Annotated in this window: 12 protein-coding genes, 10 tRNA genes and 3 rRNA genes; 22 read left to right on the top strand and 3 right to left on the bottom strand. The window is 46.0% G+C overall.

The window, feature by feature from the left end; genetic code table 11:
* The first annotated feature begins 62 nt into the window (after positions 1-62).
* Entirely contained in the window at positions 63-779 is a 717-nt protein-coding gene (gene cwlD, locus ACXAEA_RS00705) for an N-acetylmuramoyl-L-alanine amidase CwlD (RefSeq protein ID WP_475094082.1), read from the top strand.
* 152 nt (positions 780-931) lie between these two features.
* Complete coding sequence (locus ACXAEA_RS00700) at positions 932-1,984, top strand: Mrp/NBP35 family ATP-binding protein (RefSeq protein WP_475094081.1); 1,053 nt, start codon at positions 932-934, stop codon at positions 1,982-1,984.
* Between the two features lie 57 nt (positions 1,985-2,041).
* Here ACXAEA_RS00700 and gerD read toward each other — a convergent pair whose 3' ends face one another.
* Positions 2,042-2,680 carry a spore germination lipoprotein GerD gene (gene gerD / locus ACXAEA_RS00695; RefSeq protein WP_475094080.1) on the bottom strand — a complete coding sequence of 213 codons (639 nt, stop codon included), beginning with the start codon at positions 2,678-2,680 and terminating at the stop codon, positions 2,042-2,044.
* Positions 2,681-2,829: 149 nt separating this feature from the next.
* On the opposite strand from gerD, the gene ACXAEA_RS00690 reads away from it, so the two are divergent.
* Entirely contained in the window at positions 2,830-3,501 is a 672-nt protein-coding gene (locus tag ACXAEA_RS00690; RefSeq protein ID WP_475094079.1) for a KinB-signaling pathway activation protein, read from the top strand.
* Between the two features lie 8 nt (positions 3,502-3,509).
* Here ACXAEA_RS00690 and pdaB read toward each other — a convergent pair whose 3' ends face one another.
* Positions 3,510-4,262 carry a polysaccharide deacetylase family sporulation protein PdaB gene (gene pdaB / locus ACXAEA_RS00685; RefSeq protein WP_475094078.1) on the bottom strand — a complete coding sequence of 251 codons (753 nt, stop codon included), beginning with the start codon at positions 4,260-4,262 and terminating at the stop codon, positions 3,510-3,512.
* Between the two features lie 144 nt (positions 4,263-4,406).
* Here pdaB and ACXAEA_RS00680 point away from each other — a divergent pair, with 144 nt between their 5' ends.
* The 15 genes from ACXAEA_RS00680 to rocF all read left to right on the top strand — a co-directional run bounded on the left by ACXAEA_RS00680 (position 4,407) and on the right by rocF (position 12,139).
* Entirely contained in the window at positions 4,407-4,634 is a 228-nt protein-coding gene (locus tag ACXAEA_RS00680; RefSeq protein ID WP_475094077.1) for a hypothetical protein, read from the top strand.
* Positions 4,635-4,933: 299 nt separating this feature from the next.
* Positions 4,934-6,483 (top strand): 16S ribosomal RNA (locus ACXAEA_RS00675).
* A 206-nt stretch (positions 6,484-6,689) separates the two neighbouring features.
* Positions 6,690-9,624: ribosomal RNA gene (locus ACXAEA_RS00670) — 23S ribosomal RNA — on the top strand.
* A 118-nt stretch (positions 9,625-9,742) separates the two neighbouring features.
* Positions 9,743-9,858 (top strand): 5S ribosomal RNA (rrf, locus tag ACXAEA_RS00665).
* Together the 16S, 23S and 5S rRNA genes with 10 tRNA genes alongside form the textbook arrangement of a ribosomal RNA operon.
* An 81-nt stretch (positions 9,859-9,939) precedes the next feature.
* Positions 9,940-10,014 (top strand) — tRNA-Asn (locus ACXAEA_RS00660).
* 42 nt (positions 10,015-10,056) lie between these two features.
* Positions 10,057-10,129, top strand: a tRNA-Thr gene (locus tag ACXAEA_RS00655).
* An 18-nt stretch (positions 10,130-10,147) separates the two neighbouring features.
* A tRNA-Glu gene (locus tag ACXAEA_RS00650) sits at positions 10,148-10,219 on the top strand.
* Positions 10,220-10,251: 32 nt separating this feature from the next.
* Positions 10,252-10,327: transfer RNA gene (locus ACXAEA_RS00645), tRNA-Val, on the top strand.
* Between the two features lie 30 nt (positions 10,328-10,357).
* Positions 10,358-10,433: transfer RNA gene (locus tag ACXAEA_RS00640), tRNA-Thr, on the top strand.
* Positions 10,434-10,438: 5 nt separating this feature from the next.
* Positions 10,439-10,523, top strand: a tRNA-Tyr gene (locus ACXAEA_RS00635).
* 54 nt (positions 10,524-10,577) lie between these two features.
* Positions 10,578-10,652, top strand: a tRNA-Gln gene (locus ACXAEA_RS00630).
* 66 nt (positions 10,653-10,718) lie between these two features.
* Positions 10,719-10,791, top strand: a tRNA-Lys gene (locus tag ACXAEA_RS00625).
* A gap of 72 nt (positions 10,792-10,863) precedes the next feature.
* A tRNA-Gly gene (locus ACXAEA_RS00620) sits at positions 10,864-10,938 on the top strand.
* Between the two features lie 3 nt (positions 10,939-10,941).
* Positions 10,942-11,017, top strand: a tRNA-Ala gene (locus tag ACXAEA_RS00615).
* Positions 11,018-11,242: 225 nt separating this feature from the next.
* A complete protein-coding gene (gene rocF / locus ACXAEA_RS00610) occupies positions 11,243-12,139 on the top strand; it encodes an arginase (protein WP_475094076.1) in 897 nt (298 codons plus the stop codon).
* Positions 12,140-12,226: 87 nt separating this feature from the next.
* Here the strand turns inward: rocF and ACXAEA_RS00605 are convergent, their stop codons facing one another.
* A complete protein-coding gene (locus tag ACXAEA_RS00605) occupies positions 12,227-12,397 on the bottom strand; it encodes a Spo0E family sporulation regulatory protein-aspartic acid phosphatase (protein WP_475094075.1) in 171 nt (56 codons plus the stop codon).
* 262 nt (positions 12,398-12,659) lie between these two features.
* Between ACXAEA_RS00605 and sigW the strand changes: the two genes are divergently transcribed.
* From sigW to ACXAEA_RS00585, 4 genes are all read left to right on the top strand, one after another.
* Positions 12,660-13,223 carry an RNA polymerase sigma factor SigW gene (gene sigW, locus ACXAEA_RS00600; RefSeq protein WP_475094074.1) on the top strand — a complete coding sequence of 188 codons (564 nt, stop codon included), beginning with the start codon at positions 12,660-12,662 and terminating at the stop codon, positions 13,221-13,223.
* Positions 13,224-13,239: 16 nt separating this feature from the next.
* Complete coding sequence (locus ACXAEA_RS00595) at positions 13,240-13,893, top strand: anti-sigma factor family protein (protein ID WP_475094073.1); 654 nt, start codon at positions 13,240-13,242, stop codon at positions 13,891-13,893.
* Positions 13,894-14,105: 212 nt separating this feature from the next.
* Positions 14,106-14,933: a diadenylate cyclase CdaA gene (gene cdaA, locus ACXAEA_RS00590; RefSeq protein WP_475094072.1), complete on the top strand. Its 828-nt coding sequence runs from the start codon at positions 14,106-14,108 to the stop codon at positions 14,931-14,933.
* Complete coding sequence (locus ACXAEA_RS00585) at positions 14,926-16,158, top strand: CdaR family protein (protein ID WP_475094071.1); 1,233 nt, start codon at positions 14,926-14,928, stop codon at positions 16,156-16,158. The genes cdaA and ACXAEA_RS00585 overlap by 8 nt, the downstream gene beginning before the upstream one ends.
* The last annotated feature ends 15 nt before the right edge of the window (positions 16,159-16,173 follow it).

The raw sequence follows: 16,173 nt of genomic DNA, 5'->3' as shown, positions 1-16,173 counted from the left end.
ACCACTGCCTTGTCCCATATAGTTAATTATCAGGGACTAACTTGGGAAGGGTGGTTTAGAAGGTGCTGAAAAAATTCAAAGTATTATTATTTGCAGCCGGCCTCATCGTGCTGTTCATCATATTGCAATATGATTTTACCGATAACGATTCTTGGGAATCGTGGAACCTGCCGCTTTCCGGGAAAATCATCTATCTTGATCCGGGGCATGGAGGCGTGGACCCGGGTGCAGGTGACGAGGAACCTTTTGAAAAAGATATCGCATTGAACGTTTCCCTCAAATTGCGGGATTATCTACAGCAGCAGGGAGCGATAGTCATCATGACGCGTGAAACAGACGTCGATCTCGCCGATAAAGGCCTTAAGGGTTACAGCAAAAGAAAGGTACAGGATTTGAAAAGGCGCCTGGATTTAATCAATGAATCAGAAGCAGACTTTTATGCGACGATCCATTTGAACGCGATTCCTTCTGCAAGGTGGAAAGGAGCACAAACCTTTTACTCCACCAATTTCAAGGATAATAAGCGGGCGGCCAAATTGATTCAGGATGAACTGCGCCGCAATCTTGAGAATACTGACCGCGATGCTAAGGCGGCAAACAGCATCTATTTATTGAAACATACGAATAAGCCTGGTGTTCTGGTGGAAATCGGCTTTTTATCCAACCCTGGGGAAGCGGCAAACCTGAAACGAGAGGACTATCAGGAAAAAGTCGCTGCTTCTATCTATGATGGGATGCTACGTTATTTTACCGATGAACAGAAATTCTGGGAAAAATAAAGAAGGGTCATGGATCCTTCTTTTTTATATGAGGGGCTGACCAAGGCGCTTACGCTATTCTTTCAGAAATGTGTGATAGGTTTAACACTTCGTAATATTATCAATATGGTATACTGTGAGTGGAGACAAAATTTACAGAGGAGGGTGTCATTATGTTATCTGAAGCTAAGGTGCGTGAACTTTTAAAAGACCTTAAGGAACCTTTTTTACATAAAACACTCGAAGAAATAAATGCCATCGAAGAAATTAAGATAAAAGAAGAGAAGAATCATGTAAGCGTTAAAATTGGCATTGCGAAGACGGGCACTGCTGAGCAGCTGCAATTGCAGTCGCAAATCGTGAACATTTTAAAAGAAGCAGGAGCAGCATCTGTGGGATTAAGATTTGCAGAACTGCCTGCAGAGGTCCTTGCACAATTCCAGACAGCGGCTCCAGAAGAGGAAGGTCTGCTATCTCCTAATAGTAAAACAACATTCATCGCCATCGCGAGCGGTAAGGGCGGCGTTGGGAAATCAACTGTTTCAGTCAACCTCGCTGTTTCACTTGCCCGTTTAGGCAAAAAAGTGGGACTGGTTGATGCCGATATCTATGGTTTCAGCGTTCCTGACATGATGGGAATCACGAAGCGTCCGGTTGTAAGAGGAGAAAGAATCATTCCGGTTGAAAGACATGGAGTGAAGGTCATCTCAATGGGATTCTTCGTAGAAGACAATGCACCAATCATCTGGCGCGGACCAATGCTCGGAAAAATGCTGAACAGCTTCTTTAACGAAGTGGAGTGGGGAGATCTAGACTATCTGCTGCTGGACTTGCCTCCAGGAACAGGTGATGTGGCATTGGATGTTCACACCATGCTGCCATCATGTAAAGAAATCATTGTTACAACACCGCATCCGACAGCTGCATTTGTTGCTGCGCGTGCGGGTGCGATGGCGCTTAGAACAGAACATGAAATCCTAGGTGTTATTGAGAACATGTCCTACTTTGAAAGCAAGCTGACTGAGGAAAAGGAATACGTCTTTGGAAAAGGCGGCGGTGAAAAATTAGCCGATGAGCTGAACACGAAGCTGCTGGGGAAACTTCCGTTAGGACAACCTACATGGAACGAAGAGGACTTTGCTCCATCTATTTACCAGGAAGATGATAAAATTGGTGCAATCTATACAAACATTGCCCAGGAAGTCATCCACATGCTTGAGAAGTAACAAAGGAAGCCTCTCCTGTTTTTTAGGAGAGGCTTTTCCATTTATCCATTTAGAACGTTACTGTCCACCAGAACCGCCACCAGATTCCCCGCCGCCACCGCCGCCGGAACCGCCACCGCCTTCTTCAGAGCCGCCTTCAGGCTTTTGGGTCGGTATTTCCTCTGCTGCTTTAACGATCAGGGCCTGCAATTTCGCTTTAAACAGCGGGCTTTCAAATGTTTCGGTCATCACTTTCTGTAAATGTTCCCGATACTCCTTGCTTTTTAGGACATTAGTCAATTCTTTTTCCAGTTCAGGATCCTTCATGACCTCTATCATCATGCCTTTGTACTCGGGGTCCTTCATGAGATTCTTCAACAGTTTTTCATTTTCTTCCTTCATGCTCTTCGCGACACTTTCTGCGAACTTTGGATCTTCAAATGATTTTTTCCAGAAATCCATACCTTTGTCTGAGGTCAAGGTTTTCTCGATTGTATCGGTCACGACCGGCTGGTCCATAATCAATTTTTCTTTCATGCCATCGTCACCCATTACTTCCTGGATCGCTTTCTTGCCATCGTCCGTTTTTAGGATGTCGACAACCATCTTCTTTGTTTCTTCATAATCAACCTGCCCCCCGCCTGTCTCTGTTGGAGCACAGCCGGCAGCTAAAAGTAAAAGAGATGCGGGGAGTACAATTCTAATCCATTTTTTCATCTTCATTCCCCTTTCACATAGACAGCCCTAATCTTAGAATGAGTAATATGACAAATTGTTATGCACGAATATCACTGCCTAGATTTTTCAGGCATGCATTGGTACAATCAAAGAAGTGCAATTTATTTTTTGTTTTGGGGGAAAAAATTGTGACAAGCCGTAATTGGGTTAACCTATTTCTGACCACCCTTGCAGTAGGGGCAGTTTCTACCGCTGTGGTCGGTTTTATTGTTCGCTGGAGTGAATTCCAGCAGCTATTAAGTGATTTTAATTTTATTGAGTTCCTTTCGATATTAGTATGGCTGATGGGTGTAGGACTTATATTTAGCATTCTTAGCCAAATGGGTTTCTTTGCTTATCTTACGGTGCACCGGTTTGGGCTTGGTATTTTTAAATCTGCTTTCCTTTGGAATGCAGTACAGATCATTCTGATTGTTTTTGTTCTGTTTGATCTCGTTTATCTCCGTTATAATTCATTTGCAGAAAGTGGCGAAAGCATCCTGCCATATTTGGGCCTTGCGCTGATCGTGCTTGCAGCTGGCTTGGTTGTCGCGCTTTTGAAGTCGAAACAAACCAATAAGGAAGCTTTCATACCAGCACTGTTTTTCATGGTAGTGGTAACAGTAATTGAGTGGGTGCCTGTCTTGAGGGTGAATGAGCATAGCTGGCTGTACCTGATGCTATTCCCATTATTGATATGCAATGGTTATCAGCTTCTTCGCCTCCATAAGCTGAATCAGAAGTCCCTTGAAGAGCGGAAAGCACTTCAGGAAAAGCGCAATACCCATAAAAAAACACAAAAAAAACCGTCCAATGCCTAATTGGACGGTTATTTTATTTCAGTGGACTTGGAGTCGCCGTTTGCGATCATTTCTGAAACTGTGACCATTTTAAAATTTTTGCCCCTGATATCTTTTAATACGACCGGCAAAGCATCGGCAGTCTGTTTGGCAGAATCAGACGCGTGCATTAAAAGAATATCGCCTTTTTTAGCCTTTGCGGCATTTTCTGCAATCACAGATGTGCCAGGATTAGTCCAGTCCTTAGTATCAAGACTCCAGTGGACGACTGTGTAGCCAAGGCGTTCCGCAATTTTCAATGTGCGCTGGTCAAAATGGCCTGTAGGTGCACGAAGCAGTTCAATGTTTTTTACATTCAGTTTTTTGAATGCTTCCTGAGCCTTCATGATATCCCGCCTGATTTTGTCCTCCTCAAGCTCGGTGTAATCCTTGTAGTCATAGCCTAGCATGCCAATCTCATAACCCTCCTTAACCATTCGGTTTACAAGGTCAGGGTGCCTTTCTGCCCATGAGCCGGATAAAAAGAAGGTTACTGCTCCTGCTTTTTCTTTCTTTAGTACATCAAGAATAGGTTCGGCTTTTTCGTCTCCCCAGCCAATATTGAAGGTCAGGGCCAGGTCCTTTTCTCCTTTATAAATAGCTTTTGGGCTATCCTTTGCAGAAAAGGCAGGGATTTGCACCATATTTTCCATGTACAAGAACCATGCTGTGAAAAAAGCAGCGATCATAATGACGGCAATCTGTTTAATTGACTTAGCATTCAGAACAAAAAAGAAATTCATTTTTCTCACCACCTCGTCCAATGCACTCCTTGTCTAATTTTTATTCGGGTTTTCAAAAGATATGATAATAAAAAATGCGATTATAAAAATCATGAAATAAGATAAGACTACAATCACTATGAGAATATGAACAGGAGTGTATGTATGCTTGGTGTTCTGATCAATGAAAAAGAACTGAAAGAACTAGAATACTTAATCAAAAGGGAAATGGATGAAATATTATTCGATTTGAAGGATGATCGAATTGACCATGTTGTAAAGAGATCCATGAGAGAAAGATATCAAATCTTGTTTTCCCTGTTCAAAAGAGTAGCTACGCCCAAGGAATGCCTAAAGTATATGCCGGCAAAAAAGAGCATGTATAAAGGCTGATTACATAATGTAAAACTTTTTTCGTATTTCTTGTTGACGGGATTAAATTATCCTGTTATATTAATAAACGTCGCTGCTGAGCCAGTCGGTAACTTGATTACACAGCGGTGAAAATAATAAAAAATGTGATTGACACCATGTTGAACACATGCTATATTATGAAAGTCGCTTCTGAGCGGCGAAGTATTGAATTGCTCTTTGAAAACTAAACAAACAAGCGTCAACAAACAATAATATTCTTGCTTCTATTATAGAAGACAAGAGCCAACGTTTTATTTTATGAGCTAACTCATAACTCTTTCTTGGAGAGTTTGATCCTGGCTCAGGACGAACGCTGGCGGCGTGCCTAATACATGCAAGTCGAGCGGATCTTCATTAGCTTGCTTTTGAAGATTAGCGGCGGACGGGTGAGTAACACGTGGGCAACCTGCCTGTAAGACTGGGATAACTTCGGGAAACCGGAGCTAATACCGGATAATCCTTTCCCTCTCATGAGGGAAAGCTGAAAGACGGTTTCGGCTGTCACTTACAGATGGGCCCGCGGCGCATTAGCTAGTTGGTGAGGTAACGGCTCACCAAGGCAACGATGCGTAGCCGACCTGAGAGGGTGATCGGCCACACTGGGACTGAGACACGGCCCAGACTCCTACGGGAGGCAGCAGTAGGGAATCTTCCGCAATGGACGAAAGTCTGACGGAGCAACGCCGCGTGAGCGATGAAGGCCTTCGGGTCGTAAAGCTCTGTTGTCAGGGAAGAACAAGTATCGGAGTAACTGCCGGTACCTTGACGGTACCTGACCAGAAAGCCACGGCTAACTACGTGCCAGCAGCCGCGGTAATACGTAGGTGGCAAGCGTTGTCCGGAATTATTGGGCGTAAAGCGCGCGCAGGCGGTCCTTTAAGTCTGATGTGAAAGCCCACGGCTCAACCGTGGAGGGTCATTGGAAACTGGGGGACTTGAGTGCAGAAGAGGAGAGCGGAATTCCACGTGTAGCGGTGAAATGCGTAGAGATGTGGAGGAACACCAGTGGCGAAGGCGGCTCTCTGGTCTGTAACTGACGCTGAGGCGCGAAAGCGTGGGGAGCGAACAGGATTAGATACCCTGGTAGTCCACGCCGTAAACGATGAGTGCTAAGTGTTAGAGGGTTTCCGCCCTTTAGTGCTGCAGCAAACGCATTAAGCACTCCGCCTGGGGAGTACGGCCGCAAGGCTGAAACTCAAAGGAATTGACGGGGGCCCGCACAAGCGGTGGAGCATGTGGTTTAATTCGAAGCAACGCGAAGAACCTTACCAGGTCTTGACATCCTCTGACAACCCTAGAGATAGGGCGTTCCCCTTCGGGGGACAGAGTGACAGGTGGTGCATGGTTGTCGTCAGCTCGTGTCGTGAGATGTTGGGTTAAGTCCCGCAACGAGCGCAACCCTTGATCTTAGTTGCCAGCATTCAGTTGGGCACTCTAAGGTGACTGCCGGTGACAAACCGGAGGAAGGTGGGGATGACGTCAAATCATCATGCCCCTTATGACCTGGGCTACACACGTGCTACAATGGATGGAACAAAGGGTCGCGAAGCCGCGAGGTCGAGCCAATCCCATAAAACCATTCTCAGTTCGGATTGCAGGCTGCAACTCGCCTGCATGAAGCCGGAATCGCTAGTAATCGCGGATCAGCATGCCGCGGTGAATACGTTCCCGGGCCTTGTACACACCGCCCGTCACACCACGAGAGTTTGTAACACCCGAAGTCGGTGGGGTAACCTTTTGGAGCCAGCCGCCTAAGGTGGGACAGATGATTGGGGTGAAGTCGTAACAAGGTAGCCGTATCGGAAGGTGCGGCTGGATCACCTCCTTTCTAAGGATATTGCCTAAGGGCAATCGGAATGCGAACCTACGGTTCGTACTGTTGACTAGCTTGTTTGTTTAGTTTTGAGGGAGCAAGTGCCTCAAGACTTTTTTGTTCCTTGAAAACTAGATAATCGTAAGTAAGAAGAACCAAGAAAAAACCGAGTGATCGCCATTTTAGTTTTCTCTCTATTCAATTAGAGAAATGACCTTTTAGGTTAAGTTAGAAAGGGCGCACGGTGGATGCCTTGGCACTAGGAGCCGATGAAGGACGGGACTAACACCGATATGCTTCGGGGAGCTGTAAGTAAGCTTTGATCCGGAGATTTCCGAATGGGGAAACCCACTGTTCGTAATGGAACAGTATCTTTACCTGAATACATAGGGTATTGAAGGCAGACCCGGGGAACTGAAACATCTAAGTACCCGGAGGAAGAGAAAGCAAACGCGATTCCCTGAGTAGCGGCGAGCGAAACGGGACATAGCCCAAACCAAGAGGCTTGCCTCTTGGGGTTGTAGGACACTCTACATGGAGTTACAAAGGAACGGGGTAGATGAAGTGGTCTGGAAAGGCCCGTCAGAGAAGGTAAAAACCCTGTAATTGAAACTTCGTTCCCTCCTGAGTGGATCCTGAGTACGGCGGGACACGAGAAATCCCGTCGGAAGCTGGGAGGACCATCTCCCAAGGCTAAATACTCCCTAGTGACCGATAGTGAACCAGTACCGTGAGGGAAAGGTGAAAAGCACCCCGGAAGGGGAGTGAAAGAGATCCTGAAACCGTGTGCCTACAAGTAGTCAGAGCCCGTTCATGGGTGATGGCGTGCCTTTTGTAGAATGAACCGGCGAGTTACGATTACATGCAAGGTTAAGTTGAAGAGACGGAGCCGCAGCGAAAGCGAGTCTGAATAGGGCGAATGAGTATGTGGTCGTAGACCCGAAACCAGGTGATCTACCCATGTCCAGGGTGAAGGTTGGGTAACACCAACTGGAGGCCCGAACCCACGCACGTTGAAAAGTGCGGGGATGAGGTGTGGGTAGCGGAGAAATTCCAATCGAACTTGGAGATAGCTGGTTCTCTCCGAAATAGCTTTAGGGCTAGCCTCACGTTGTAAGAGTCTTGGAGGTAGAGCACTGTTTGGACTAGGGGCCCTCATCGGGTTACCGAATTCAGACAAACTCCGAATGCCAAAGACTTATCCGTGGGAGTCAGACTGCGAGTGATAAGATCCGTAGTCAAAAGGGAAACAGCCCAGACCACCAGCTAAGGTCCCAAAGTATACGTTAAGTGGAAAAGGATGTGGAGTTGCTTAGACAACCAGGATGTTGGCTTAGAAGCAGCCACCATTTAAAGAGTGCGTAATAGCTCACTGGTCGAGTGACTCTGCGCCGAAAATGTACCGGGGCTAAACGTATCACCGAAGCTGTGGATTGACATCTTAGATGTCAGTGGTAGGAGAGCGTTCTAAGGGCGTTGAAGCTAGACCGTAAGGACTGGTGGAGCGCTTAGAAGTGAGAATGCCGGTATGAGTAGCGAAAGATGGGTGAGAATCCCATCCACCGAATGCCTAAGGTTTCCTGAGGAAGGCTCGTCCTCTCAGGGTTAGTCGGGACCTAAGCCGAGGCCGAAAGGCGTAGGCGATGGACAACAGGTTGATATTCCTGTACCACCTCTTTATCGTTTGAGCGACGGGGGGACGCAGGAGGATAGGGTAAGCGCGCTGTTGGATATGCGCGTCTAAGCAGTTAGGCTGCAAGTGAGGCAAATCCCGCTTGCGTGAAGGCTGAGCTGTGACAGCGAGGGAAATTTAGTACCGAAGTTCCTGATTCCACACTGCCAAGAAAAGCCTCTAGCGAGATAAATGGTGCCCGTACCGCAAACCGACACAGGTAGGCGAGGAGAGAATCCTAAGGTGAGCGAGAGAACTCTCGTTAAGGAACTCGGCAAAATGACCCCGTAACTTCGGGAGAAGGGGTGCTCATTTGGGTGAATAGCCCGGATGAGCCGCAGTGAATAGGCCCAGGCGACTGTTTAGCAAAAACACAGGTCTCTGCGAAGCCGCAAGGCGAAGTATAGGGGCTGACGCCTGCCCGGTGCTGGAAGGTTAAGAGGAGGGGTTAGCTCACGCGAAGCTCTGAATCGAAGCCCCAGTAAACGGCGGCCGTAACTATAACGGTCCTAAGGTAGCGAAATTCCTTGTCGGGTAAGTTCCGACCCGCACGAAAGGCGTAACGATCTGGGCACTGTCTCAACGAGAGACTCGGTGAAATTATAGTACCTGTGAAGATGCAGGTTACCCGCGACAGGACGGAAAGACCCCGTGGAGCTTTACTGTAGCCTGATATTGAATTTTGGTACAGCTTGTACAGGATAGGTAGGAGCCTGAGAAACCGGAGCGCCAGCTTCGGTGGAGGCGTCGGTGGGATACTACCCTGGCTGTATTGAAATTCTAACCCGCGCCCCTGATCGGGGCGGGAGACAGTGTCAGGTGGGCAGTTTGACTGGGGCGGTCGCCTCCTAAAGAGTAACGGAGGCGCCCAAAGGTTCCCTCAGAATGGTTGGAAATCATTCGCAGAGTGTAAAGGCACAAGGGAGCTTGACTGCGAGACCTACAAGTCGAGCAGGGACGAAAGTCGGGCTTAGTGATCCGGTGGTTCCGCATGGAAGGGCCATCGCTCAACGGATAAAAGCTACCCCGGGGATAACAGGCTTATCTCCCCCAAGAGTCCACATCGACGGGGAGGTTTGGCACCTCGATGTCGGCTCATCGCATCCTGGGGCTGTAGTCGGTCCCAAGGGTTGGGCTGTTCGCCCATTAAAGCGGTACGCGAGCTGGGTTCAGAACGTCGTGAGACAGTTCGGTCCCTATCCGTCGTGGGCGCAGGAAATTTGAGAGGAGCTGTCCTTAGTACGAGAGGACCGGGATGGACGCACCGCTGGTGTACCAGTTGTCTTGCCAAAGGCATCGCTGGGTAGCTATGTGCGGACGGGATAAGTGCTGAAAGCATCTAAGCATGAAGCCCCCCTCAAGATGAGATTTCCCATAGCGCAAGCTAGTAAGAACCCTGAAAGATGATCAGGTTGATAGGTCAGAGGTGGAAGCGCGGTGACGTGTGGAGCTGACTGATACTAATCGTTCGAGGACTTAACCAAATAGATCATTCGTTCTTCTTGAATTCTTCTTACAACATTATCTAGTTTTGAGGGAATGAAAATTTCTCTTGAAAAATGCATAAAAGACAGTATAATAAATATTGTTCTTGAAAAATTGTCTGGTGGCGATGGCGAGAAGGTCACACCCGTTCCCATACCGAACACGGAAGTTAAGTTTCTCAGCGCCGATGGTAGTTGGGGGTTTCCCCCTGTGAGAGTAGGACGCCGCCGGGCAATGTTGCAATTTCATCTTGGACAAACTACTAAGATGAGGCAACCGAATCATCTGCAAGAGTTATGTTAAATTACCATTATTCCGCAGTAGCTCAGTGGTAGAGCACTCGGCTGTTAACCGAGCGGTCGTAGGTTCGAATCCTACCTGCGGAGCCATTATCTCTAAATGACGAAAGTCATTTGAGCTGGCAGCAAAATGCTTCCATAGCTCAGCAGGTAGAGCACTTCCATGGTAAGGAAGAGGTCAGCGGTTCGAGCCCGCTTGGAAGCTCTCAAAATATTATTATATGGCCCCTTGGTCAAGCGGTTAAGACACCGCCCTTTCACGGCGGTAACACGGGTTCGAATCCCGTAGGGGTCACTTAGTTTTTTTACAACAAGGAACATACTAATGGAGGATTAGCTCAGCTGGGAGAGCATCTGCCTTACAAGCAGAGGGTCGGCGGTTCGATCCCGTCATCCTCCACCATTATTTTTCACACAGTGAAATACACATTTTGCCGGTGTAGCTCAATTGGTAGAGCAACTGACTTGTAATCAGTAGGTTGGGGGTTCAAGTCCTCTCGCCGGCACCATATGTGGAGGGGTAGCGAAGTGGCTAAACGCGGCGGACTGTAAATCCGCTCCCTCAGGGTTCGGCGGTTCGAATCCGTCCCCCTCCACCATTTTAATACATATCAAAATTGGACAAGCAATTGATGTCCTTTTTATTTTTTCATTGGGCTATAGCCAAGCGGTAAGGCAACGGACTTTGACTCCGTCATGCGTTGGTTCGAATCCATCTAGCCCAGCCATTTTTATTTTCTTTTTTGCATTAAAAGGTGCTAAAGAGACGATGAATAGGGTAGATTATATCCTATGAGCCATTAGCTCAGTCGGTAGAGCATCTGACTTTTAATCAGAGGGTCGAAGGTTCGAGTCCTTCATGGCTCACTTATGTTAGGACCCCTAAGGATAAACTTAACCCTTTATTTTTAGGGGTTTTATCGATATAATAAATGATACGCGGAAGTAGTTCAGTGGTAGAATACAACCTTGCCAAGGTTGGGGTCGCGGGTTCGAATCCCGTCTTCCGCTCCATATGGGGCCTTAGCTCAGCTGGGAGAGCGCCTGCCTTGCACGCAGGAGGTCAGCGGTTCGATCCCGCTAGGCTCCACCATCACACTACATAAATACCATTTCAGTCATAAATCCAACAGGGTTTATGGCTTTTTTTATGCTTAGAAGCAGAGGGCTTTATAATTTTCCCCCGCACACCTATTATGACTATTAATTCAATCAATTCGAAACCGTATATATATTCATTAAATTGTCCAGTTGAGTCATTGAAATGAAAGCGTTTAAAATAAGGGGAGAGATGAGAGAATGCAAGGGGGAGAATTATATGAAGAAACTTTCAATTATTGGCATGCCGATGGACCTGGGTCAGATGAGAAGGGGAGTCGACATGGGCCCGAGTGCGATTCGCTATGCAGGTATCAATGAAAGATTAAGAGTGTTATTTGATGAGATAGAGGATTTAGGTGATATCGCCGTCGGCAGGCCAGAGGTGAAGATTGATCCTAACAGCAACCTCCGCAATCTGGAGCTGGTTGCTGAAAAAAATAATCTGCTTGCTGATGAAGTCGATAAAATCATTGAGTCGGGTTCATTTCCGCTAGTTTTAGGTGGGGACCATAGCATTGCCATTGGTACATTGGCAGGGGTTTCGAAGCATTATAAAAACCTTGGGGTCATATGGTATGACGCACATGGGGATTTAAACACAGCAGAAACGTCACCATCAGGAAATATCCACGGCATGCCACTGGCTGCCAGCATCGGTCTTGGCCATGAAATGCTTACGCAATTAGGTGGTTACGCACCTAAGGTAAAGCCGGAAAACATCGTGATAATCGGGGCGCGTGCTCTTGATGATGGTGAGAAGAAGTTAATTAAGGAACTCGGCATCAAAGTCTTTACTATGCATGAAATTGATCGACTTGGAATGGCTGCGGTAATGGAAGAAACAATTAATTATCTAAAAGAAAAGACAGATGGTGTTCACCTGTCACTTGATCTTGATGGATTGGATCCTACAGATGCACCAGGAGTGGGGACACCGGTGATGGGCGGAATCAGCTACCGTGAGAGCCACCTGGCAATGGAAATGCTGGCAGAAGCAAAAATCATCACTTCTGCGGAATTCGTTGAGGTAAATCCGATTCTTGACGAAAAGAACAGAACAGCAGTTGCAGCAGTGGCTTTGATGGGATCGTTATTTGGTGAAAAACTATTGTAATCCAGAATAGCAACAGGAATATAATTTTATTAACCTGTAAAAAAATAAGAGCAGCGGCCAGATTTTGGGCTACTGCTCTTTTTATCATTAATATAGAACTGTCTTTTTTGAAGATAAGTGATAATATTTATTTAATAAATGGTCGAGTTTTATGCTAATATCTACCACTCGTTGATTTGACAGCGAGGTTTTTGCGGCCAGTTCAACCATTTCTTTACGGCAATTTTCAATATCCTTCAACAAAGCTTCTGCACACATTGCGAAAATTCCTCGCTTTCACTAAATATAGTCCATTTATACCCTGTAAAAAACTTTTTAAACCAAACTGGTAAAAATTTGTTAATATTAACTTGTCGAGTTTTTTAGACTTTTTTCGCAGAGCTGCATTATAAGAAATCCTGCGAGAAGAAATGAACGTTTTGTCTAATACATATATAAATAAAGTTTTTATAAAAAAATGAAACCTTTTCCGGAATCGATTCGTATATCGATTAGCCGCATAAAGCGCGGAGGTAAAATAATGGAGACGATCGTAAAACACAGAATAAAACAGGTCATCAAAGGAGACCAGAATGCCTATGGGGAGATTGTTGAAATATACAAGGACAAGGTATTTCAGCTTTGCTACCGTATGCTCGGCAATCGGCATGAGGCAGAGGATATTTCACAGGAAGCCTTTATCCGTGCATATATCAATATTAACAGTTTCAATCAAAGCTTGAAATTTTCAACCTGGCTTTATAGGATTGCTACCAACCTTTGCATTGACAGGATCCGCAAAAAGAAACCAGATTATTTTCTTGATGCAGAAGTACCGGGCACGGAAGGCTTGACGATGTATTCACAAGTCCCTTCTGAAACCCCATTGCCAGAGGATGAGGTTGAAAGTATCGAACTGCAGGACAGGATTCAAAAAGAAATTTCAAAATTACCCGATAAATATAGATCAGTCATCGTATTAAAGTATATTGAGGAGCTAAGCCTGAATGAGATCAGCGAAATTCTGGATCTCCCGCTTGGCACAGTAAAGACGAGGATCCATCGAGGAAGAGAAGCCTTAAGGCAGCAACTGCGAAACGTATAAGGTGAGGTGAAAGAAAATGAAATGTCCCGAACATATTATTGACTATATGCATGAATATTTAGATGATGAAATATCTGAAGAACATGAAAAGATTTTAAGAGAGCATCTACAGAGCTGTACAGATTGCCAGGAATACTTCAGGGAGCTGAACAAAGCAATCGCTCTTGTGCAAAGTACCTCGCATATCCAGGCACCAGATGATTTTACCTCGAAGGTAATGGCTGGGTTGCCGAAAGAAAAGAAGAAGACGGAAATCCAGCGATGGTTCAGGAGCCATCCATTATTGACAGCGGCCTCTCTGTTCCTGGCTTTAATGGCAGGAAGCATCTTGACGACCTGGAACGAAGAGCACCAGTTCTCCGTATCCAAGCAGCCGAACCTGGTCGTGGAAAATGACACCGTCATCGTTCCTGAAGGTGAAGTGGTCAAGGGAGACGTTGTGGTCCGCAACGGCAAAGTCAAGATCGAGGGTGAGGTCCAGGGCAATGTCACAGTGATCAACGGTGAATTGATCAAGGGTGAGAAATACCTGGCTTCTGCAGGTAATGTGACAGGAGAAATAACAGAGGTCAATGAAGTGTTTGAATGGATCTGGTATCATATCAAAAAGACAGTAAAGAACGCAGTAGACCTTTTTGAAAACGATGAAAAGGAACAGTCATTCCAATAGGAGTGACTGTTTTTTAGGTTATCTGGGCGACTAAATTGCAGACGTATGACATCATTATTATTTTAAAGTGCTCTTATGTTATAATGAAAAAGTTATCTTTGTTTTATAGGCTGAAGTGTGCATTGATCATCTTCAACTTCCGCTTTTAATCAAAAAGCTGTTTTCGCCGCATTGCGAAAATAAGCCCTTACTAAACTATTGGAGGAAGTGCAATGTCGTTTGCGGATTTCGATATCTTAGAATATCTAGCCAATATTGTTGACATACTCCTGGTTTGGTTCGTCATTTATAAGCTGATTGCGATCATTCGTGGAACGAAGGCTGTCCAGCTTTTAAAAGGGATCTTTGTCATCCTGATTGTAAAGTTTGTCAGTGATTTCTTCGGATTGAACACGCTCAGCTGGATGATGGAGCAAGTGTTAACCTGGGGATTCCTGGCCATTATCATCATATTCCAGCCCGAATTAAGACGGGCGCTCGAGCAGCTCGGCCGAGGGCGGCTTTTTGCCAGATCGGGGCTGCAGGAAGAGGAAGATGAAGAAAAGATGGTGGAGGCCATTATCAAGGCAACCGATTATATGGCTAAACGCCGAATCGGAGCGTTGATTTCAATTGAAAGAGAAACGGGAATGAGTGATTACATAGAAACAGGCATTCCGCTTCAGTCGAAAATTTCTTCTGAATTGCTTATTAATCTGTTCATCCCGAATACACCGCTTCATGATGGAGCTGTTGTCATACAGAAAAACATCGTAGCTGCTGCGGCATGTTATTTGCCGCTGTCAGAAAGTCCGTTCATTTCGAAGGAGCTGGGCACTAGACACAGGGCTGCGCTTGGAATCAGTGAAGTAACCGACAGCATAACGATTGTCGTTTCTGAGGAGACAGGAAATGTTTCGGTTACCCGGAACGGCGAGCTTTACCGTGACTTGAGCGGTGAAACGCTAAGGGAACTGCTGGCAGCAGAGTTGATTTCACCATCAAGAATCAAACAGGCAGCTTCTACCCGCTGGAACTGGAGGGGGAAGAAAAATGGATAGATGGATGGATAACCCATGGTTCATAAAGGTTGTTGCCCTTGTCCTTGCAATCTTGCTCTTTGGGTCTGTTCCTAAAAATGACCCTAGCAAGCCTGGTGATGTGAATGTCCCATCCGACGAAAAGGTCGAGATCATTGAAGATGTACCGGTAAAAAGAATTTATGACACCGACACCCTGGTCGTATCAGGGGTTCCGGAGACCGTTTCTGTGACACTCCAAGGGCCTAAAAACCTTGTGCAGCAGGCTAAGACATTAAGGAACTTTGAAGTGTTCGTAGACCTGACTGACGCAGAAATGGGCAAGCAACGTGTACCAATAACAATTAAGGATGTATCTGATCGCCTCACCGTAACAATTGAACCTGGATATGCAAATGTTTCTGTCCAGGAGAAAGTGACGAAGGAATTCAAGGTTGAGGCAGAGTTCAGCGGAAACATCGTCGAAGAAGGCTATATCGCGGAGAAACCTACAGTAGAGCCGAATAGTGTCCAGATAACAGGCGCCAAGGATGTTGTCGACAGAATCACTTATGTCAAGGCGACTGTCAATTCTTCAGGGAAAATATCTGAAACAATCACACGTGAAGCAAGTGTCCTTGTATTAGATAAAGAAATGAATAAGCTTGATGTCGATGTAGAACCGCAAATGGTCGAAGTAACCATCCCGGTCAAAAGCTCAAGCAAAAAGGTACCGATTGATATTGTCCGTAAAGGAAACCCTCCAAGCGGAGTAACGATAGATTCCATTGATTTAGAGACGGAGGAAGCTGAAATCATTGCCGACCCAGATGTTCTTTCTAAAGTGGAGAGCGTCCGTGTAGAGGTGGATGTAAGTGAAATTGATGAGGATTCCGAAATCACCCTCCCAGTAATCATCGGGAATGGCGTGGTCAAGGTGGCACCGGAGACAGTGAAGGTTACCGTCAATGTCACGAAGGCATCGGAGAAGAAGATTTCCAATATCCCGATTGAAATTGAAGGTGCAGATGAGGGGTATGAGGTAGATTTCCTTAACCCACAAGACGGACAAATGAACATTACCGTGGTGGGGCCGAGTGATATTGTCTCCCCGCTGGCCGCTGATGATTTTAAAATATCGATCGATGTGTCAGGTTTGGCTGACGGTAACCATGAGATCGATATGAAGGTATCCGCGCCTCAAAATATTACGTGGAAACTGGATAGAGGAAAAGCCAATATATCAGTTGCGAAAAAAGAAGCATAAATTGACTGCAATTTT

Source organism: Mesobacillus sp. ABV4_180 (assembly GCF_056158485.1).
This window is presented reverse-complemented; position numbering and strand designations above follow the sequence as displayed.